Genomic DNA, 19,172 nt, shown 5'->3' on the forward strand with positions numbered 1-19,172 from the left:
TCTAACAGGCCAGGGTTTTCATATGGCCGGCGGCGCCATAGGCGAGGATCGCGCTATCGCGGGTCATGATGGTCAGGTCGTGCTCGCGTCCAGTGGCAATCATGATACGGTCGATCGGATCCTTATGCAGAGACTGCGGAGGGAAGGAGGACGCGATGAAGATATCGGCGGCGACCTGCTGCTCCATGACCTTCGCCTCCGAGTCATCCTGCGTTCATCCTTCAAAAGGCGCGATACGGCGCTCTCGTCGGGTCTGAGAGCACGTCCAGATCACCTTAGCTCATCGCCTGCTTGCTAAGCTGCTCGATAAACCAATCAGCATCGATTTCAACCTTCAGCATTGTCGCCCCCACTTATGCGAAAATCTCAACAAATATCGCAATTCATGGCAATTTCGACAACACGAATCGCAACATCACGCCCTTTCAAAGCCTCTCGCCACTTCCCAATCCGTCACGCGACGATCGTACTCCTCCTGCTCCCATTCGGCAGCGCGCGTGTAATGGTCGATGACGTCGTCGCCGAAAGCCTCGCGCAGCATCTTCGATTCCGTCATGGCGACTGCTGCAGCACGAAGCGTGTGTGGAATCTCGCGGATATCGCGCGCGCCATAGGCATCGCCAACGAATGGCGCTTCGAGTTCGAGCCTGTTCTCAATCCCGTCGATGCCAGCCGCAAGCAGTGCTGCGAAAGCGAGATAGGGATTGAGATCCGAACCGCCGACGCGGCATTCGATGCGGATCGCCTTGGTGTCGTCGCCGCATAGGCGATAGCCGGCCGTGCGGTTGTCCTTGCTCCAGATTGCCTTGGTCGGTGCGAAGGTACCGGCCATGAAGCGCTTGTAGGAATTGATATAGGGCGCGAGGAAATAGGTGATCTCGCTCGCGTGGGCGAGAAGGCCCGCCACATAGTTCCGCATCAGCGGCGACATGCCGTATGTACCCGCCTCGTCGAAGAACAACGGCGTCTTGCCGTCGGTGCTCCAGAGCGACTGGTGAATGTGCGAAGAACTGCCAGCGGACGTATAGCTCCATTTGGCGAGGAACGTGATCGCCTTGCCCTTCGACCAGGCAATCTCCTTGCAGCCGTTCTTGATGATGGCGTGGCGGTCGGCCATCGTCAGCGCGTCGGCGTAGCGAACGTTGATTTCCTCCTGCCCCGCCGAAGCCTCGCCCTTGGAATTCTCGACCGGAATGCCTGCGCCCTGCAGGCCGGTGCGGATCGCCCGCATCACCTCCTCTTCCTTGGTCGTCTGGAAGATGTGGTAATCCTCGTTGTAGGCGCTGGCGAGCTTGAGATTGCGGTAGCCGGCGGCATGCGCGGCTTCGTAGGTCTGGTCGAAAAGGAAGAATTCCAGCTCGGAGGCCATGAAGGCCTTCATGCCCATGTCTTCGAGGCGCTTCACCTGCTTCTTCAGGATCGCCCGCGGCGAATGGGCCACTTCTTCGTGCGTGTGATGATCGAGCAGGTCGCAAAGGACGAGCGCCGTGCCTTCGAGCCAGGGAATGCGGCGCAGCGTGGAAAGGTCCGGCTTCATCGTATAGTCGCCGTAACCCTTCTCCCAGCTCGTCGCCTTGTAACCGGAGACGGTTTCCATCTCCATGTCGGTGGCGACGAGATAATTGCAGCTATGGGTTTCCTTCCAGGCGCTTTCGATGAAATATTCCGCCTGGAAGCGTTTGCCCATCAGGCGGCCCTGCATGTCCACCTGGCATGCGAGAACCGTATCGATGCGCCCTTCGGCCACGTCCTGCTTGAGATCGTCGAGAGTGTAGCTGTTGCTCATGATTGTCCGCCTGAACTTTTGAATTGGAAACTCGGGGCAACGAAACGGCATGGCGCGACCGGCTTGGTTGGCCAGATGCCTTTTCGTTGAACCGGTGATGGGGCCGCTGAACGGCGGCCCCGCCACCTGAGGGGGAAGCCTCGGTTTATTAAGCTTCGCCGACCGCCTTTTCAGCAGCGACGATTTCAGCTTGGCGCTTGGCGACTTCCTCGCCGATCGGCGGGCCCTTGAAGCGGCGCTTTTCGAAGCCGTACCAGACGACGCCCGTCAGAATCAGGAAGCCGACGGTGATGTAGAGCGCCCAGTCGTTCGGCGGCTGGATGCCGAGGGCGAAAATCAGCACCATCGCAATGATCGAGAGCACGGCAAAGAGCTTGAACATCCCCTCGCCGAGGTTCCACGGACCCATCTTGTCCCACTTCGACGTGCCCCAGGCGAAGAGGCCGAGCGTGATCGGAATCGCGAAGGAGAAGAAGAGGAAGATGACAGTGCACGAGACGACGATGGTGTAAACCGGCGTTTCGCCGATCGAAACGAGCGACGACCCCCAGACGAAGAGGACGGAGAGAATAGAACCCGTCCAGATCGCGGCAACCGGCGTGCGGTGCTTCGGGCTGACCTTCGACAGCGCCTTGGATGCCGGCAGACCGCCGTCACGCGAGAAAGCGAAGATCATGCGGGAAACCGAGGTCACCGTTGCAAGGCCGCACAGCCACTGGCTGACCAGAATGGCAAGATACAGGATGTCCTTGACGATCGGGTTCACCTGGCTGTCCATCGCCCAAAAGAACACGTTCCAGCCCTGCTTGGCGGCTTCATCCATATTGGGCAGCATCAGGACGAACGAGCAAAGCATGATGTAACCGAAGAGCGCCGACCAGAGCACGGAGGAAATCATGCCGCGCGGCACGGAATGGGCCGCCTTCACGGTTTCTTCCGACGTATGCGCCGACGCATCATAGCCGGTGATCGTGTAGATCGGCAGCAGCAGCCCGAGCAGGAACACCCAGGTGCCGGATGTGGCAGGCCAGACATTGCCCCCGGTTTCGCCCGAATAGTTGGAGAAGGTGAAGAGACGGCCGAACTCGTAGGACGGAGCAGCGATCAGGCAAACCGCGGCAAGCGCGATCGCCGTTGCGAAGATCAGGTAGCCAGAGAAGTCCGTGAGCTTGGCAGTCAGGCCGATGCCCATATGGTTCACAAGCGCCTGCGCACCGGTGATGATGATCAGAAAGACGAGGCGAACGAGGGTCGTGTCCGTCAGCCCGAAATAGCTCGTGCCGAAGGAACCCATAAAGAAATAGTAGGTGCCGACGTTGATGGCGCCAAGCACCGTCACAAGGCCGAGTAGGTTGAACCAGGCGGTCAGCCAGCCGGTGAAGCGATTGCCGAGGATGGAGCCCCAGTGATAGAGACCGCCCGCGGTCGGATAGGCCGAGCTGATCTGCGCCATGGCGACGGCGAAGACGAGCGAAATGAAGCAGCCGAGAGGCCAGCCGATGCCGATCGCAGCGCCGCCCGCGCCGGCAGTCGCCTGCGCCAGCGAATTGATGCCGCCGGAAAGAATGCAGATGATCGAGAAGGAGACGGCGAAGTTCGAGAACGAACTCATTCGCCTTTCCAGCTCCTGGGCATAGCCCATGGAATGCAGGATGTTCATATCCTGCTTTTTATCAAGTTCGGTATAGTCCGACATGACTTCCCCCTGTTCGACGATCAGCAGCGGAATTGCCGCCGATCCAGTGCCAAAGTTGCCCGCGGCTGTTCGCCATACGGGCCGATCGCAGTTAGACTGCTCCCTGGGGTCTTTTCTTTTATAGTCAGGCTTCCAGGCTTTGCTGGAGGAGCCCTTTCAGATAGTCGGCCATGACCCCTTGGCCGGCATCGTCGCTGATAAGGTCATTGCGGACCTCGATCATTACATTGCGGAGCCCGTTCGAAAGCCCGTGCAGGATCAGCGTGTGCGTTACGCCGTCTTGAGGACCGTAGGGCTCGTTGCGTTCGGTTTTGTAGAGCGGCGCCTCGACCGCGCCTGCCAGCATAAGGTCTGCCAGGCGGCTGTCGGCATCGTGCAGGATGCCGAGTTCGACCGCGCGCTCCTTGCCATTATAGACCGGTGTAAAACTGTGAACAGTGACGATCACCGTCTCCTGCCCCCGTCCTTGCCTGTCCTTTATGAGGCCGCGCACCGCATCGTGAAAAGGAAGGTAGAGCGCTTCGGTGCGGGCTCGCCGCTCCTCCGCGCTCAGATTTTGATTGCCGGGAATGGCGTAAATCTCGCTTTTCTCTGGCATCGCGGCGGGCGATTCCGGCGGGCGGTTACAGTCGTAGATCAGCCGTGAGAAGCGCTGGAAGACAAGCGTCGCGTCGAGCGCGGTCGAGATGCCGCGCGCAACCGCCAGAGCGCCCGGATCCCAGGCGATGTGGCTCTTCAACGCTTCCTCGGAGAGGCCGAGATCGCCGAACTGCTCGGGCAGCGTCCACGAAGCGTGTTCACAGATGACCAGCAACGGGCTCTTGCCGTGCGGCCGCTCGATGCCGACGCAGTTTCCATCCGCTTCGCTTAGAATCTTGAACTGAGTGAGCACGTGCCCGCGCCTGCCATTCTCTTAATAAAATCCTACAAGAAAAGAATTCTTCAGTATTCCGGCAGTGTCAAGCGCGCGCTGAAAATTTCTTTTCACGATAGTAGTTGACATGGATTGTGACAGCGTTGTTAACTTTGGGTGGGAAAGTGGCACAAGACCAATCCCGGGGAGCAAGATCGAGTGAACGCTGCGTCGAAGACGGTTTCGGACGTCATCCATTCGCATTTCGAAGCGCTGACACGCGCCGAGAAGCAATTGGCCGAGAGTCTGCTGGATAACTATCCCGTTTCAGGGCTGGGCAGCATCACCACGATAGCCGAAAACGCCGGCGTCTCGACGCCGACCGTTGTTCGCATGGTCCAAAAGCTCGGTTTCAAGGGCTACCCGGATTTCCAGGCGCATCTGCATCAGGAAGTCGAAGCGACGATCTCCAACCCGATCGCCAAGCACGACCGGTGGGCCTCCAATGCGCCGGGCACCCACATCCTCAACCGTTTTGCCGATGCCATCATCGGAAACCTGCGGCAGACGCTGAGCGGTCTCGACACGGCAACCTTCAACAGCGCGGCTGCTCTGCTTTCGGATCGCAAACGCGGCCTCTATTTCGTCGGCGGCCGCATCACCGGCGCGCTTGCCGAATATTTCTTCACCCATATGCAGGTCATCCGGCCGAATACCGCTCTTCTGTCGTCCAACTCGTCGAGCTGGCCGCAATATGTTCTGAACATGAATGCCGGCGATCTGCTGATCATCTTCGATATCCGCCGCTACGAGCAGGAGATGGTGAGCCTTGCCCAGGCCGCCCGCACGCGCGGCGCCGAGATCATCGTCTTTACGGACCAATGGGGATCGCCGGCGGCAAAGCTCGCAAGACACGCCTTCCGCGTCCAGATCGAGGCGCCGTCGGCCTGGGATTCCTCGGTCGTCACGCTCTTCATCATCGAAGCGCTCATCGAAGCAGTCCAGAATTCGACTTGGGACGAGACGAAGGAGCGCATGAAAACACTGGAGGGCCTGTTCGAGCAGACCAAGCTCTTTCGAAAACCTGGCTAGGAGGAGAGAGCAGGAACCAACAAAGACAAAGAGGCTGCATGAAAGAAATAGAACAGCGTGTCGCAAACGAAACAGAGTTCGAGAAATGCTGAAAATCGTAAGAAGAACGAACGTCACGCAACCGTCATACAAGCTTCATGCAACGCCAGTAACAGCATCGCCGGACCACTAAAAACCGAAGGAGAACAACAGTGATCTCTAACATTTCTCGACTACTCTCGCTTTCTACTGCCATCGTCGTCGCTTCGACTGCGATCGCGGCAGCAGAACCGAGCGCCGAACTCATCGCTGCCGCCAAGAAGGAAGGCACACTGACGACCATCGCCCTCCCGCACAACTGGTGCGGCTACGGCGACGTCATTGCCGGCTTCAAGGCCAAGTACGGCATCGACGTCAACGAACTGAACCCGGACGCAGGTTCGGGCGACGAAATCGAAGCCATCAAGGCCAACAAGGGCAACACCGGCCCGCAGGCTCCGGACGTCATCGACGTCGGTCTCTCCTTCGGCCCGTCGGCCAAGGCTGAAGGTCTCATCCAGCCCTACAAGGTCTCCACCTGGGATTCCATTCCGGACTCCGCCAAGGACGCCGACGGCTTCTGGTACGGCGACTACTACGGCGTTCTCTCGTTCGTCGTGAACACAGACATCGTCAAGAACGTCCCGAAGGATTGGGCTGACCTGAAAAAGCCTGAATACGCCAACACGGTTTCGCTCGCCGGCGATCCGCGGGCGTCGAACCAGGCTGTTCAGGCCGTCTACGCCGCTGGCCTCGCCGCCGGCGAAAAGGATGCCACGAAGGCTGGTGAAGCAGGTCTTGCCTACTTCGCAGAGCTCAACAAGGCCGGCAACCTCGTTCCGGTCATCGGCAAGTCCGCGTCGCTCGCTCAGGGTTCCACCCCGGTCGTCGTCGCCTGGGACTATAACGGCCTTGCATGGCGCGACAGCCTCAATGGCAACCCGCCGGTTGAAGTCGTCGTTCCGGCGTCGGGCGTCGTTGCCGGTGTCTACGTCCAGGCGATCTCCGCCTTCGCTCCGCACCCGAATGCTGCCAAGCTCTGGATGGAATACCTCTATTCCGACGAAGGTCAGCTCGGCTGGCTGAAGGGCTATTGCCACCCGATCCGCTTCAACGATCTGGCTGCAAAGGGTAAGGTTCCGAAGGAACTGCTCGACAAGCTGCCGCCGGCTGAAAGCTATGCCAAGGCTGCCTTCCCGACGCTCGACGAGCAGGCCGCAGGCAAGACCGCCATCACCACCAAGTGGGACAGCGTCGTCGGCGCCAACGTTCAGTAAGGCATGACATCCTGCCTCCCCGCCGTTATGAGCGGGGAGGCATTTTCTTTCACTCCGACGCCCCCGGATGAGCTTCGCATGAGCACCGTTTCAACGCCTATGGCGAGCACCGCCCCGCTGATCAACAAGGATCGCGTGATAGACTGGCTGGGTATCGCGCCCTTCGTCATCTTCGCTCTGCTGTTTCTGATCATCCCCACGCTTTATCTCGTCGTCGGCGCCTTCCTCACGCCGGAAGGCGAATTCACCTTCAAGAATATCGGCGATCTCTTCACGCCGTCGATCATGAGCGCCTACTGGATCAGCATCCGGGTATCCGTGGCTTCCGCTCTCGGCGGCGCGCTGATCGGCTTTTTCCTGGCTTGGGCAGTCGTTCTCGGCGGCCTGCCCTCCTCGGTCCGCTCGACGCTTCTGACCTTCTCCGGCGTGGCCTCGAACTTTGCCGGCGTGCCGCTTGCCTTCTCGTTCCTGGCGACGCTCGGCCGCACCGGCCTCGTCACCATCTTCCTGCGCGACTGGTTCGGCTTCAATCTCTACGGCACCGGCTTCAACCTTTTGTCCTTCTTCGGTCTCACCATCACCTACATGTATTTCCAGATCCCGCTGATGGTGCTGATCCTCACGCCGGCGCTCGACGGCATGAAGAAGGAATGGCGCGAGGCCGCTGAAATTCTCGGCGCCACGAACCGCCAGTATTGGACGATGGTTGCCCTGCCGATCCTCTGGCCGAGCCTGCTCGGCACCACGCTGCTGCTTTTCGCAAACGCCTTCGGCGCCATTGCCACAGCCTATGCGCTGACCGGCAGCTCGCTGAACATCGTTCCGATCCTGCTTTACGCGCAAATCCGCGGCGATGTCCTTCACAATCCAAACCTTGGCTATGCGATCGCGCTCGGCATGATCGTCATCACCGGCGTCTCTAACGTCCTTTACCTGATGCTGCGCATGCGCGCTGAACGGTGGCAGAAATGAAAGCTCAACGTCTCGGCGCCTGGATCGCCATCTTTCTGGGTGCATCCTATTTCATCATTCCGCTGATCGGCACGATCGAGTTTTCGCTGCGAATGCGCCGCGGCGAATACAGCCTCGACGCCTATCAGTCGGTCTTTTCCGACATCCAGTTCCGCGAAACCTTCGGCTACTCCATGCTGATGGCTCTTTTGACGATCGTCTTCGGCATGTTGCTCGTCGTGCCGACGGCCTATTGGGTTCGCCTGCGCCTGCCGCAGATGCGCCCGATCGTCGAATTCGTGACGCTGCTGCCGCTGGTCATTCCGGCGATCGTCATCGTCTTCGGCTATCTGCGCATGTACAATTCATCATCGGTTCTGCCGTTGACGGGTTATACGACCGGCACGAACATCCTGCTCGTCTGCTCCTATATCACGCTGTCGCTGCCCTATATGTACCGTGCCGTCGACACCGCCATGCGCGCCATCGACGTGCGCACGCTGACGGAGGCCGCCGAAAGCCTCGGCGCAAGCTGGCCGACCATCATGTTCCGGTGCATCTTCCCGAATGTGATGAGCGGCGTGCTGTCCGGCGCCTTCATCACGCTCGCGATCGTCATGGGCGAATTCACGATGGCGGCACTCCTCAACCGGCCGGCCTTCGGGCCGTACCTACAGCTCGTCGGCGCCAACAAAGCTTACGAGCCGTCGGCGCTCGCCGTCATCGCCTTCTCGATCACATGGCTCTGCATGGGTCTGCTGAACCTCATCTCCCGCTTCCAAAAATCCGCCCCCGCAAGGTAACTGGCCATGTCATTCCTCACGCTGACCAATCTTCAGAAGTCCTTCGGCCAGGTTCAGGTCGTCCATAATTTCAACATGAGCATCGAGAAGGGCGAATTCGTCTCCTTCCTCGGGCCATCGGGCTGCGGCAAGACCACGGTACTGCGCATGATCGCCGGCTTCGAAACGCCGACCGGCGGCAGCCTCTTCATCAACGGCAAGGATCAGCGCCCGCTGAAGCCGAACCAGCGCAACATCGGCATGGTCTTCCAGGCCTACGCGCTGTTCCCAAACATGAACGTGCACGACAACGTCGCCTTCGGCCTCAAGGTCGCGGGCATGCCGAAGGCCGATATCGATGCGCGCGTGAAAGAGATGCTGAGCCTCATCCGCCTCGATCATCTCGCAGATCGCTTCCCCTACCAGATGTCCGGCGGCCAGCAGCAGCGCGTGGCGCTTGCCCGTGCGCTCGCGGTCAAGCCGCAGGTTCTGCTGCTCGACGAGCCGCTCTCCGCGCTCGACGCGAAGATCCGCGTCTCGCTGCGCGAAGAAATCCGCCTCATCCAGCAGAAGCTCGGCATCACCACCATCTTCGTGACGCACGATCAGGAAGAGGCGCTGTCGATCTCCGACCGTATCGTCGTCATGAACGGCGGCAAGGCGGGATCAGATCGGCACACCCTTCGAGGTCTACAATACGCCCGCGACCCGTTTCGTCGCCTCCTTCGTCGGCACGCTGAACATGATCGAGGCGCAGGTCATCGATCCGGCGGCGAACCGCATCCAGATCGGCGACCAGGGCGTGACGCTCAAGCAGTCGCTCGCAGCCTATAAGGCGGGCGATACCGTCTCGCTGGCGCTCCGTCCGGAAGCGGGCTCGCTTTCCGACAGCGTCAAGAGCGATACGGCGCTGACCGGCCAGGTCATCTCCGCCCACTTCCTCGGCTCCGTCATCCGCACCCGCATGAACGTCGGCGGCAACGTCATTTCCTTCGACATGTTCAACAGCCCGGGTATCACCCCGCCGCAGGCCGGCGAAACCGTCACGCTCCGCTTCATGGCCGCCGACCTGCTCGTCGTCCGCGATTGATCGTGCGAGCCGAAGGTCTGCTCGGCAAAGGCTTGATTGGCTGTTTCGATGTGTCCGTCTAATGCTATGTTGAAGGCATGCCCCGCGGCGCTGCGATAGCCAGAGCAGAGGCGCCTTTCGGGAGGATTTGGCACGTCGAGTAGAGATGCCGACCGAGAGCCAGAATCCCGACCGCGCGCCGGATCTGGGTGAACCCAGCGTCACCGGGAGATCAGAGATTGCTTAGACCACTGAGCGCTAACTGATATTCCCTTCCGGTGCGTCGCGCCTCCTTCATTTCCAAACATCTTCAACAATCGTGATGCCGCCATCAGTAAAAAGCGCTTGAACTGACGGGCGCCATGCCGCATGGACCGAACGATCCCCGTCCATCAAAAGGCGCAGCCTCATGTCTCCCACCACGACGCCCGCCGCGGCCCCTCGCCGTCTCACCTCCCAGGATTTCCGCACGCTCGGCCTTTCGGCTCTCGGCGGCGCGCTGGAATTCTACGACTTCATCATCTTCGTGTTCTTTGCCACCGTCATCGGCCACCTGTTTTTTCCGCCGGACATGCCGGATTGGCTGGTAACGATCCAGACCTTCGGCATCTTCGCCGCCGGCTATCTCGTCCGTCCGCTTGGCGGTATCGTGCTTGCGCATTTCGGCGACCGCTTCGGCCGGAAGCGCGTCTTCGCCTTCTCGATCCTGCTCATGGCGCTTTCGACCCTCGGCATGGCGGCCATGCCGACCTATGCCTCGATCGGGGTCGCCGCTCCCGTCCTGCTGATCCTGATGCGCATGTTGCAGGGTGCCGCAATCGGCGGTGAAGTACCGGGCGCCTGGACCTTCGTCGCCGAACACGTCCCCTTCCGCCGCGTCGGCTTTGCCTGCGGCTTGCTCTGCTCTGGCCTGACGCTCGGCATCCTGCTAGGTTCCTTCATCGCGACGATCATCAATTCGATCTTCACGCCGGAGGATGTCGCTGCCTATGCCTGGCGCATCCCCTTCTTCATCGGCGGCGTCTTCGGCCTCGTCGCCGTCTATCTCCGCCGCTGGCTGCAGGAAACGCCGATCTTCGCCGAAATGAAGCGGAGCCGTTCGCTGGTACCGGAACTGCCGCTGAAAGCGGTTCTCCGCGATCATCCGCGCGGCGTGGTCATCTCGATGCTGCTGACATGGATCCTGTCGGCAGGCATCGTCGTCACGACGCTGATGACCGCGACCTTCCTGCAGAAGCTTTACGGCTATACCGCCCAGCAATCGCTTGCCGCGACAAGCTTCGGCACGCTGTTTTTGATCTTCGGCACGGCAGCCGCCGGCGCGATCATCGACCGGATCGGCTCCGGCAGGTTCTTCACCGTCGCAAGCATCTTCTTCGGCGTCGCGACCTTCGCATTCTACACCTATGCCGCCGTCTCGCTGACCATACTCCTCGTGCTTTACGCGATCATGGGCCTTGCCGTCGGCATGGTTGGCGCCGTGCCCTACGTGATGGTCCGGGCCTTCCCGGCCCGCGTCCGCTTCACGGGCCTCTCATTTTCATACAACGTCTCCTACGCGATTTTCGGCGGTCTTACGCCGCTCGCAGTCGCTTCGCTTCTGCCGATCAACCCGATGGCGCATGCCTATTACCTGCTCTTCATCGCAGCGCTCGCCTTTGTTCTCGGGCTTTACCTGATGGCCAAGGGCGACAGCGTCGAAGCCGAAGTCGGCATCGAGGAACTCACCGAGCGGCTTGCGGCAAGCTCGTAAGCCACATCCCCAACGGCCGGACAGCAGTTTGCCCGGCAAATCATCATTCGAGGATATTTCAATGATTACCTGCCATTTGCGCTACGTCCTCGACCCTTACAAGGTCGCGGAATTCGAGGAATACGCCCGGCTCTGGATTCCGATCGTCAATCGGATGGGCGGCACTCATCACGGCTACTTCCTGCCGTCGGAAGGCGCCAACAACATTGCCGTTGCCCTCTTTTCGTTCCCGAGCCTTGCCGCCTACGAGGATTATCGCACGCGCATGGCGACGGACCCCGAATGCCAGGCGGCCTTCGAGCTCGACCGCCACAACCGCAGCATCATCAGCTACGAACGAAGCTTCATGCGGCCCGTCCTCGGATGAGCTGAAGATAACCGTATGAAGAAGCCCTAACGGATCGCCTGCTCGTTCTCATCAAAGCGATGCATATGCGCCTTGTCCGGCGTCGCGTAGACGATCTCGTCGGGCTCGTACTGGTGTTCGCCGAAGAGGCGCGCCGTCAGCAGGCCGCATTGGTCGGACTCCAGATAGACGATCGTATCGGCACCGAGATGTTCGACATGCACGATTTTCGCCTTCCAGGTCCCCTGCTCGCGCGAAAGCGTCAAATGCTCGGGACGAACGCCGATCGTCTTCGCCTCCCCGTCGCCGAGCTTTTCCGCCGGAATCAAGTTCATCATCGGCGAGCCGATGAAGCCTGCGACGAAGACGTTGGCCGGACGGTTGTAGAGTTCCATCGGCGAACCGACCTGCTCGATCGCACCGGCGTTCAGCACGACGATCTTGTCGGCCAGCGTCATCGCCTCGACCTGGTCGTGGGTGACGTAGATCATCGTCGCCTTCAGGCTGCGGTGCAACCGGGCAATCTCGAGGCGTGTCTGGACGCGCAACGCCGCATCGAGGTTCGACAGCGGCTCGTCGAAGAGGAAGAGTTCCGGTTCGCGCACGATGGCGCGGCCGATCGCAACGCGCTGCCGCTGGCCGCCGGAGAGTTCGGCCGGGCGGCGCGCGAGATAGGGCTCCAGCGACAACATTGACGATGCCTTGCCGACGCGCATCTCGATCTGGTCCTTCGGCATTCCCGCCTGCTTCAGGCCAAGACCCATATTGTCCTTTACGGTCAGGTGGGGATAGAGCGCGTAGGATTGGAAGACCATCGCGATGCCGCGTTTGGCAGGCGGCGTCAAGGTTTCGTCCTTGCCGTTGATGAGGACGGCGCCGGACGTCACGTCCTCAAGGCCGGCGATGCTGCGCAACAGGGTCGATTTTCCGCAGCCGGACGGTCCGACGAAGATGACGAATTCGCCGTCCTTGACCTCAAGGTCGATGCCCTTCAGCACTTCATGCGTACCATAAGTCTTGCGGATGGATTTGAGTTGAAGCGATCCCACTAGTCGTTCCCTTACAGTTTGACCGGTTGCCCGGTGCGCACGCTCTCATCGGCGGCGAGGCAGATGCGCAGCGACGCGACGGCATCTGCCATGTGGCGGTTGAGGTCGATATCCTCGCGGATGGCTTTCAGCACGAAGGCCTGCTCACGGTCGCAGAGCTCCTGATGGCCCGGTTCGCCCGCCATCGTCATGTCCTGATCCGGCGTAATGAACTTGCCGTCCGGCCCGGTCTCGGCGCTATGGAGCCGGATAACTGAGGTCTTGGTGTGCGTGTCGATATCATCCGATTTCGCGTTCGGATCCATGACGATGGAAACGGCACCCTTCGGGGACATGACATCCTTCACGAAGAACGCCGTCTCCGAGATCATCGGCCCCCAGCCGGCCTCGTACCAGCCGACGGAGCCGTCTTCGAAGATCACCTGCAGCTGGCCGTAATTGTACATATCCGGCGCGATCTCGTCGGAAAGCCGCAGGCCCATGCCGCGCACTTCGACCGGCTTCGCGTCGGTGATCTGGCACATGACGTCGACATAATGCACGCCGCAATCGACAATCGGCGACGTTGTCTGCATCAGCGATTTGTGCGTCTCCCAGGTCGGGCCGCTGGATTGCTGATTGAGGTTCATGCGGAACACGTAGGGCGGCCCAAGTTTCCGCGCTTCCTCGATCAGCTTTATCCAGGATGGATGATGGCGAAGAATGTAGCCGATCACCAGCTTCCGCCCGGATTTCTTCGCAGCCGCTACGACGCGCTCGGCGTCAGCAACAGTCGTTGCCAGCGGCTTCTCCACGAAGACATCGCAGCCCGCCTCGAACGCGGCGACCGCATAATCGGCATGGCTGTCGGAATAGGTGCAGATGGCGCAGAGATCGGGCTTCAGTTCGGCCAGCGCCGTCTCGAAATCCGGACGGATCGTGTAGCCCTCAAGCTCCTCCGGCAACGTCGGCTTCGATCGGTTGACGAGACCGGCGATCTCGAAGCCCGGATTGTTGTGATAGGCGAGCGCATGGCTGCGGCCCATATTGCCAAGCCCCGCGACGAGAACGCGGACTGGCTTCTGCGAAACGGTCATTTCACTGCTCCAGACGTGATGCCACGGATAAGCTGCCGCGAGAAGATGACGTAAAGCACGAGGATCGGCAGGATCGCCAGCGAAAGTGCTGCCAGAACGGCGTTCCAATTGGTGACGAACTGGCCGATGAAGATCTGCGAGCCGAGCGTGACGGTCTTGGTGGATTCAGCCGGCGCCAGGATCAGCGGGAACCAGAGATCATTCCAGATGGGAATCATCGTGAAGACCGCAACCGTCGCCATCGCCGGGCGCACGAGCGGCAGCACGAGGCGGAAGAAGATCGCATATTCTGAAAGGCCGTCGATGCGCCCAGCGTTCTTCAGGTCATCGGAAACGGTGCGCATAAATTCCGACAGGATGAAGATCGCCAGCGGGATGCCCTGCGCGGTATAGACGAGAACCAGCGCCGTCAGCGTATTGACGAGGCCGGCGGCCACCATGCCCTGGAGGATGGCGACGGTGCCAAGGCGGATCGGGATCATGATTCCGATCGCCATGTAGAGGCCCAAGAGCGTGTTGCCGCGGAACCGGTATTCGGACAAGGCGAACGCCGCCATCGCACCGAACAGCAGCACGAAGAAGATCGAAACGACCGTCACGATGAAGCTGTTCTGGAAATAGGTTGCGAAATCGCCCTGCCCCAGCACCGTCTGATAGCCGACAAGGCTGAAGGTCGAGGGCGTCGGCACCTGCAGCGGCGAGCGGAAGATCGCGTTGCGGTCCTTAAACGAGTTGATGATCGTCAGAAACACCGGAAAGATGGCGACGAGCGTATAGCCGATCAAAGCCAAATGCACGAGGCCGGCGCGGAGGGGGGATGTGCGTGCTCTATTGGACATGGACCACGCTCCTTAGAATTGATACCGGCGCATGCGCCGCTGGATTGCGAAAAGATAGAAAGAGACGCCGGCGAGGATGATCAGGAACATCACCGTCGCGATCGTCGCCCCCATGGACCGGTCGCCGAGCTGCAGCTGGAAGCCGAAGAAGGTGCGGTAAAGCAGCGTTCCCAGGATGTCGGTTGACTTATCGGGGCCGGCAAGCGCGCCCTGCACCGTGTAGATCAAGTCGAAGGCGTTGAAATTACCGACGAAGGTCAGGATCGAAATGATGCCGATCGCCGGCAGGATGAGCGGCAGCTTGATCTTCCAGAACTGTGCCCAGCCGGTGATGCCATCGCATTCCGCAGCCTCGATTACCTCTTCCGGAATGCTAAGCAGCGCCGCATAGATCAGCATCATCGGGATACCGATATATTGCCAGTTGGAGATCAGCGACACGGCGACCAGCGCCGGACCGGACTGGCCGAGCCAGGGCGCGAAGAAGGACTTCATGCCGACAAGGCCCATCAGCCAAGGCGCGACACCCCAGATCGGCGAGAGGATCAGCTTCCAGATGAAGCCGACGATCACGAAGGACAAGAGCGTCGGTAGGAACATCGCCGTGCGGTAGAAGGCAACAAAACGCAACCGCGGCGTCGAAAGCAAGGCCGCCAGAGCGATGCCGATCGGGTTTTGCACGCACATATGGATGGCGAAGAAGATCAGGTTGTTGACAAGCGCATTCCAGAAGTCATGCGCCCAGCGCGGATCGCCGAACAGCACCTTGTAGTTCGCAAGGCCGACGAAGGCGGGCGTGCCGTCGACGATGTTGTAGAACGAAAGCCTGAGCGTTTCGATCAGCGGCAGGACCATGATCGCCGAATAGACGACGATTGCCGGGAGAAGAAAGACGCCGATATGCCAGCGCACCGGGCGCCTGATCGGTATCGCGGTTGCCGCTGTCAGATCGGTCATTGTTCTGGCTCGCTTTGCTTTGTTCTCTCCCCTCGTCCCTGTCCTCGGGTTTATTTCCGGGAATCACACAGGGATCCAGTTGCGCCGCGTTGGCGGCACGGGAGACTCTTCTCACGCGAAAGACTTCGCGTGGCTGGCTTCCTGTGACGAGCACAGGAATGAGGGCGGCGAAATCGCCGCCCTGCCTAATCGACGCCGGCCTATTTGCTCGGCTTGTACCAGCCGTCGAGACCCTTCTGGAGCTTTTCGGCAGCCACTTCCGGCGTGTCGGTGCCGTTGATGACATTGGCCGATTCGACCCAGGTTTCGTTTTCCAGATTCGGCGTACCGCGCGACAGGATCTGGTAGGTCGAGCGGACGGTCGACTTGTACGGGCCGCGCCAGGAAACGAATTCCTGTGCCAACGGATCGCTCATTTTCACCGGGTTGGAGTTCAGGCTGAAGAAGCCCGGCAGCGAGTTCGCGTAGATGTCTGCGAATTCGGAGGAGGCAACCCAGCTCAGGAACTTCTTGGCTTCTTCGGCATGCGCGCTCTTCATGTTGAGACCGACGCCGATATCGGGATGATCGGAGATGTACCCGGTGTCGCCGGCCTTCGGAACCGGCGGCGGGAATGCGCCCATCTTGAACTGCGCCTGGCTGTTGAACAGCGAAATTTCCCAGGAACCAGCCGGGTAGATCGCCGCACGGCCGAGCGTGAAGAGGTTCTGGCTGTCGGAATAGGTCTGCGCTTCGAAGCCATCGCCGAGATAAGGCTTCCACTTGGCGAGTTCCTTGTAGGGCTCGACCCACTCGGCATCCGTCAGCTTCTTCTTGCCTTCGATCAAGGCCATGCGGCCCTCTTCGCCCTTCCAATAGTTCGGGCCGATGTTCTGGTAGCCCATGGTCGCGGCCTCCCAGAGGTCCTTCGTGCCCATTGCCATCGGAATGTAGGTGCCGTCCGCCTTGATCTTTTCGAGAGCGGCGTAGAACTCGTCCTGCGTCTTCGGAACGGCGATGCCGAGCTTTTCGAAGGCATCCTTGTTGTAGATGAAGCCGTGGATGACCGAAGCCATCGGTACGCAGAAGGTGGACTTGCCGTCGTCGGTCGACCAGGCAGCCTTCGCAACCGGCGTGAAGTTTTCCATGCCTGGCAGGCTGGTGAGATCGGCAAGCTGCTTCTTGTTGAAGAGTTCGAGCGAAGCGTCGAACGGACGGCAGGTGATGATGTCGCCTGCAGAGCCGGCATCGAGCTTGGCATTCAGCGAGGCGTTGTATTCCGTCGGAGCGGTCGGCGAGAAGACGAGCTTGATGCCCGGGTTCTTGGCTTCGAAGGCCGGAATGATCTTTTCCTGCCAGATCTGCAGGTCGTCGTTACGCCAGCTTTCGATCGTCAGCGTGACGTCCGCAGCATAGGCAAAGCCAGCAGACGTGAGCAGACTGGAGGCAAGCAGCAGGCTTTTCAGAGCAGTGTTTTTCATTTCCCTCTCCTGTTTTAAGCGCCGCAAGGCGCTATCTTGGTTCTGATACAAGCAGTTGGCGTGCCTGAGGTTTACACCCAACGCCACCTTGGTGGGGCCGCCAGCAACTGCCGGCCCCGGAAGTTCGACGGACACGGAAAGCAAAGACGCCCCCGGCCAGTATGCGCCCTCCCAATACGCTGAACTGGGCGCGATATTCTCGTAAGGAAAAAGCTGCGGCGGTCTGATCTCCCATGAAGCGCGCAATCGTGATGCGATCTTTCTTAAGACACCAGCAGATCATTTTAGCGCCGGTTTCTATCTGCCTCTAGGTGCTGTTCCCTTTTCCGGAATTAAGTCCAAAAAAATACCAATTGTCCAGCCAAATTTAACTTTTGGCGCATACAAATTTCGTTTAAAAATTTTATCATTTAAAATCAAATAGATAAAACGGCGAAATTTTCGAGCCAATTCTGCTTGGTAAATGGTATTTTTTTGGTATTGTAGTAAAAACCAAGGGAATGCGGCATTCGGAGGTTCGATGACGGAACTTGCAATCGGCATAGACGGAGGCGGATCTGGCTGCCGTGCTGCAGTTGCGGACGGGAGGGGCAACGTTCTGGGCCGCGGCAAGGCGGGGCCTGCCAACATCCTTTCCGATCTCGACAACTCTCTCCTCAATATCGTGGAGTCAGCGCGCGAGGCTCTGCGGGATGCGGGCCTGCCTGCTGAAACCGTTTCCAAGGTCTCCGCTGTCGTCGGCGTCGCGGGAGCCAATGTCGGCGACTACGCAACCCGCATCGACCGCGCCCTGCCCTTTGCGGACGGCCATGTCGTCACCGATGCTCTGATCGCGCTTCAGGGCGCGCTTGGCGATTCCGACGGCGTCATCGGCGCCTTCGGCACCGGCTCGGTCTATAATGCACGCCGAGACGGCAAATTGCGCGGCATTGGCGGCTGGGGATTCGTCGTCGGCGACCAGGCAAGCGGCGCGCGCCTCGGCCGCGACCTATTGGAAAGGTCCCTGCTCGCCTACGACACGGTGCGTCCGTCGTCGCCGCTGACCGCAAGGCTGATGTCTGAATACGGCGGCAACCCCGAACGCGTCGTCGAATTCGCCCATACCGCAAAGCCCAAGGATTTCGCACGCTATGCGCCGCTGGTCTTCGACTATGCCGCCCAAGACGACGAGATCGCAATTGCCATCGTTAAGGACGCCGCAGCGGCGATCGGCGAGAACTTGGACACCCTCCTCTGGCCGCAATGCCCGGCGATCTGCCTGCTCGGCGGCCTCGCAAAGGCCTATGGACCCTGGCTTGCGGAGCGGCATAAGGCACTGCTTGCAGAGCCGAAAGGCGACGTCCTCCAGGGCGCGATCGATCTCGCAGTAAAATTTCTCCAGGAGCGACAGAAGGGTGCGGCATGACGGATGATTTCGCCAGCATCCTTTCGCCCGAGCGCCTCCAGGCCGGCGGCAGCGGCCCGCTCTATGTCAAGCTGCGCCGCACCCTTGAAGAGGCCATCCGCGCCGGCACGCTCGGCCATGGCGATGCCTTGCCGCCGGAGCGCGACATCGCGGAGTTTGCGACCGTCAGCCGCGTTACAGTCCGCAAGGCGATAGACGAACTCGTTGCGGACGGCCTGCTCGTGCGCCGCCACGGCTCCGGCACATTCGTGGCCAAGCCGGTCTCGAAGGTCGAACAGCGGCTGTCCCAACTCACCTCCTTCACCGAGGATATGGCCCGCCGCGGCATGACCTCGCGCTCCGAATGGCTGCACAAAGGCATTCACACCCCCTCGCCCGACGAGATGATGATTCTCGGCCTCGCCGCCGATATCAAGGTCTCGCGGCTGAGCCGCCTGCGCATTGCCGACGATCAGCCTCTGGCGATCGAGAATGCTAGTGTTTCCGGCGAATTCCTGCCGGACCCTTTCGTGGTGACGACATCGCTTTATGCCGAACTCGAGCGGCGTCAAGTTCGTCCCGTCCGTGCGGTGCAGCGCATCTCGGCCACCAACATGAAGGAAGCCGACGCCCATCTCCTTGGCGTCCCCGTTGGTGCCGCCGGCCTGTCGATCGAACGTATCTCCTATCTCGGCTCGGGGCGGGCCGTCGAATTCACCCGCTCGCTCTATCGTGGGGACGCGTATGATTTCGTGGCAGAACTGACGATCGGGGCAAGCTGAGC

17 protein-coding genes and 1 pseudogene are annotated in these 19,172 nt (G+C 60.3%); 9 read left to right on the top strand and 9 right to left on the bottom strand.

Annotated features, from left to right (window positions below):
- Position 1: 1 nt before the first annotated feature.
- The 4 genes from ACZ9BX_RS08495 to ACZ9BX_RS08510 all read right to left on the bottom strand — a co-directional run bounded on the left by ACZ9BX_RS08495 (position 2) and on the right by ACZ9BX_RS08510 (position 4,374).
- Positions 2 to 187, bottom strand: coding sequence for a PIN domain-containing protein (locus ACZ9BX_RS08495; protein WP_476217113.1), 186 nt, complete (start codon positions 185 to 187; stop codon positions 2 to 4).
- A gap of 228 nt (positions 188 to 415) precedes the next feature.
- Entirely contained in the window at positions 416 to 1,786 is a 1,371-nt protein-coding gene (locus ACZ9BX_RS08500) for a glutamine synthetase family protein (protein WP_476217115.1), read from the bottom strand.
- 148 nt (positions 1,787 to 1,934) lie between these two features.
- Positions 1,935 to 3,482: an amino acid permease gene (locus tag ACZ9BX_RS08505; protein WP_476217117.1), complete on the bottom strand. Its 1,548-nt coding sequence runs from the start codon at positions 3,480 to 3,482 to the stop codon at positions 1,935 to 1,937.
- A gap of 124 nt (positions 3,483 to 3,606) precedes the next feature.
- A complete protein-coding gene (locus ACZ9BX_RS08510; RefSeq protein ID WP_476217119.1) occupies positions 3,607 to 4,374 on the bottom strand; it encodes an N-formylglutamate amidohydrolase in 768 nt (255 codons plus the stop codon).
- Positions 4,375 to 4,554: 180 nt separating this feature from the next.
- On the opposite strand from ACZ9BX_RS08510, the gene ACZ9BX_RS08515 reads away from it, so the two are divergent.
- From ACZ9BX_RS08515 to ACZ9BX_RS08545, 7 genes and pseudogenes are all read left to right on the top strand, one after another.
- Positions 4,555 to 5,427 carry a MurR/RpiR family transcriptional regulator gene (locus tag ACZ9BX_RS08515; RefSeq protein ID WP_027508689.1) on the top strand — a complete coding sequence of 291 codons (873 nt, stop codon included), beginning with the start codon at positions 4,555 to 4,557 and terminating at the stop codon, positions 5,425 to 5,427.
- A 191-nt stretch (positions 5,428 to 5,618) separates the two neighbouring features.
- Positions 5,619 to 6,722, top strand: a complete 1,104-nt coding sequence (locus ACZ9BX_RS08520; RefSeq protein WP_476217121.1) for an ABC transporter substrate-binding protein — start codon at positions 5,619 to 5,621, stop codon at positions 6,720 to 6,722.
- A gap of 78 nt (positions 6,723 to 6,800) precedes the next feature.
- On the top strand, positions 6,801 to 7,694 hold the full coding sequence (locus ACZ9BX_RS08525) for an ABC transporter permease (protein ID WP_022714326.1): 894 nt from the start codon (positions 6,801 to 6,803) through the stop codon (positions 7,692 to 7,694).
- Positions 7,691 to 8,476: an ABC transporter permease gene (locus ACZ9BX_RS08530; RefSeq protein ID WP_476217123.1), complete on the top strand. Its 786-nt coding sequence runs from the start codon at positions 7,691 to 7,693 to the stop codon at positions 8,474 to 8,476. The genes ACZ9BX_RS08525 and ACZ9BX_RS08530 overlap by 4 nt, the downstream gene beginning before the upstream one ends.
- Positions 8,477 to 8,482: 6 nt before the next feature.
- Positions 8,483 to 9,545, top strand: a pseudogene (locus ACZ9BX_RS08535) (ABC transporter ATP-binding protein).
- Between the two features lie 388 nt (positions 9,546 to 9,933).
- Positions 9,934 to 11,277: an MFS transporter gene (locus tag ACZ9BX_RS08540; RefSeq protein WP_476217125.1), complete on the top strand. Its 1,344-nt coding sequence runs from the start codon at positions 9,934 to 9,936 to the stop codon at positions 11,275 to 11,277.
- 61 nt (positions 11,278 to 11,338) lie between these two features.
- Positions 11,339 to 11,644 carry an NIPSNAP family protein gene (locus ACZ9BX_RS08545; RefSeq protein ID WP_027508683.1) on the top strand — a complete coding sequence of 102 codons (306 nt, stop codon included), beginning with the start codon at positions 11,339 to 11,341 and terminating at the stop codon, positions 11,642 to 11,644.
- A gap of 26 nt (positions 11,645 to 11,670) precedes the next feature.
- Here ACZ9BX_RS08545 and ACZ9BX_RS08550 read toward each other — a convergent pair whose 3' ends face one another.
- The 5 genes from ACZ9BX_RS08550 to ACZ9BX_RS08570 form a co-directional block, all read right to left on the bottom strand.
- Entirely contained in the window at positions 11,671 to 12,672 is a 1,002-nt protein-coding gene (locus tag ACZ9BX_RS08550; protein ID WP_132568770.1) for an ABC transporter ATP-binding protein, read from the bottom strand.
- 11 nt (positions 12,673 to 12,683) lie between these two features.
- The gene (locus ACZ9BX_RS08555; RefSeq protein WP_476217128.1) at positions 12,684 to 13,748 is read right to left on the bottom strand and encodes a Gfo/Idh/MocA family protein; all 1,065 of its coding nucleotides are present in this window, start codon (positions 13,746 to 13,748) and stop codon (positions 12,684 to 12,686) included.
- On the bottom strand, positions 13,745 to 14,587 hold the full coding sequence (locus tag ACZ9BX_RS08560; RefSeq protein WP_476217130.1) for a carbohydrate ABC transporter permease: 843 nt from the start codon (positions 14,585 to 14,587) through the stop codon (positions 13,745 to 13,747). The genes ACZ9BX_RS08555 and ACZ9BX_RS08560 overlap by 4 nt, the downstream gene beginning before the upstream one ends.
- Before the next feature lie 12 nt (positions 14,588 to 14,599).
- The gene (locus tag ACZ9BX_RS08565) at positions 14,600 to 15,544 is read right to left on the bottom strand and encodes a carbohydrate ABC transporter permease (protein WP_476217132.1); all 945 of its coding nucleotides are present in this window, start codon (positions 15,542 to 15,544) and stop codon (positions 14,600 to 14,602) included.
- 200 nt (positions 15,545 to 15,744) lie between these two features.
- On the bottom strand, positions 15,745 to 17,004 hold the full coding sequence (locus ACZ9BX_RS08570; RefSeq protein WP_476217134.1) for an ABC transporter substrate-binding protein: 1,260 nt from the start codon (positions 17,002 to 17,004) through the stop codon (positions 15,745 to 15,747).
- 520 nt (positions 17,005 to 17,524) lie between these two features.
- Between ACZ9BX_RS08570 and ACZ9BX_RS08575 the strand changes: the two genes are divergently transcribed.
- Together ACZ9BX_RS08575 and ACZ9BX_RS08580 are read left to right on the top strand one after the other, a co-directional pair.
- Positions 17,525 to 18,409: a glucosamine kinase nucleotide-binding domain-containing protein gene (locus ACZ9BX_RS08575; RefSeq protein WP_476217136.1), complete on the top strand. Its 885-nt coding sequence runs from the start codon at positions 17,525 to 17,527 to the stop codon at positions 18,407 to 18,409.
- Complete coding sequence (locus ACZ9BX_RS08580) at positions 18,406 to 19,170, top strand: GntR family transcriptional regulator (protein ID WP_027508676.1); 765 nt, start codon at positions 18,406 to 18,408, stop codon at positions 19,168 to 19,170. Before ACZ9BX_RS08575 ends, ACZ9BX_RS08580 begins: the two co-directional genes overlap by 4 nt.
- Positions 19,171 to 19,172: the final 2 nt, after the last annotated feature.

This window comes from Rhizobium sp. USDA 3886 (assembly GCF_056279785.1).

What these genes read in the sequence shown, in the direction of transcription:
- ACZ9BX_RS08560 (WP_476217130.1), bottom strand. Translation starts at nt 14,587, where the DNA reads ATGTCCAATAGAGCACGCACATCCCCCCTCCGCGCCGGCCTCGTGCAT.
- ACZ9BX_RS08525 (WP_022714326.1), top strand. Translation starts at nt 6,801, where the DNA reads ATGAGCACCGTTTCAACGCCTATGGCGAGCACCGCCCCGCTGATCAAC.
- ACZ9BX_RS08555 (WP_476217128.1), bottom strand. Translation starts at nt 13,748, where the DNA reads ATGACCGTTTCGCAGAAGCCAGTCCGCGTTCTCGTCGCGGGGCTTGGC.
- ACZ9BX_RS08565 (WP_476217132.1), bottom strand. Translation starts at nt 15,544, where the DNA reads ATGACCGATCTGACAGCGGCAACCGCGATACCGATCAGGCGCCCGGTG.
- ACZ9BX_RS08540 (WP_476217125.1), top strand. Translation starts at nt 9,934, where the DNA reads ATGTCTCCCACCACGACGCCCGCCGCGGCCCCTCGCCGTCTCACCTCC.
- ACZ9BX_RS08545 (WP_027508683.1), top strand. Translation starts at nt 11,339, where the DNA reads ATGATTACCTGCCATTTGCGCTACGTCCTCGACCCTTACAAGGTCGCG.
- ACZ9BX_RS08495 (WP_476217113.1), bottom strand. Translation starts at nt 187, where the DNA reads ATGGAGCAGCAGGTCGCCGCCGATATCTTCATCGCGTCCTCCTTCCCT.
- ACZ9BX_RS08570 (WP_476217134.1), bottom strand. Translation starts at nt 17,004, where the DNA reads ATGAAAAACACTGCTCTGAAAAGCCTGCTGCTTGCCTCCAGTCTGCTC.
- ACZ9BX_RS08530 (WP_476217123.1), top strand. Translation starts at nt 7,691, where the DNA reads ATGAAAGCTCAACGTCTCGGCGCCTGGATCGCCATCTTTCTGGGTGCA.
- ACZ9BX_RS08505 (WP_476217117.1), bottom strand. Translation starts at nt 3,482, where the DNA reads ATGTCGGACTATACCGAACTTGATAAAAAGCAGGATATGAACATCCTG.
- ACZ9BX_RS08575 (WP_476217136.1), top strand. Translation starts at nt 17,525, where the DNA reads ATGACGGAACTTGCAATCGGCATAGACGGAGGCGGATCTGGCTGCCGT.
- ACZ9BX_RS08580 (WP_027508676.1), top strand. Translation starts at nt 18,406, where the DNA reads ATGACGGATGATTTCGCCAGCATCCTTTCGCCCGAGCGCCTCCAGGCC.
- ACZ9BX_RS08500 (WP_476217115.1), bottom strand. Translation starts at nt 1,786, where the DNA reads ATGAGCAACAGCTACACTCTCGACGATCTCAAGCAGGACGTGGCCGAA.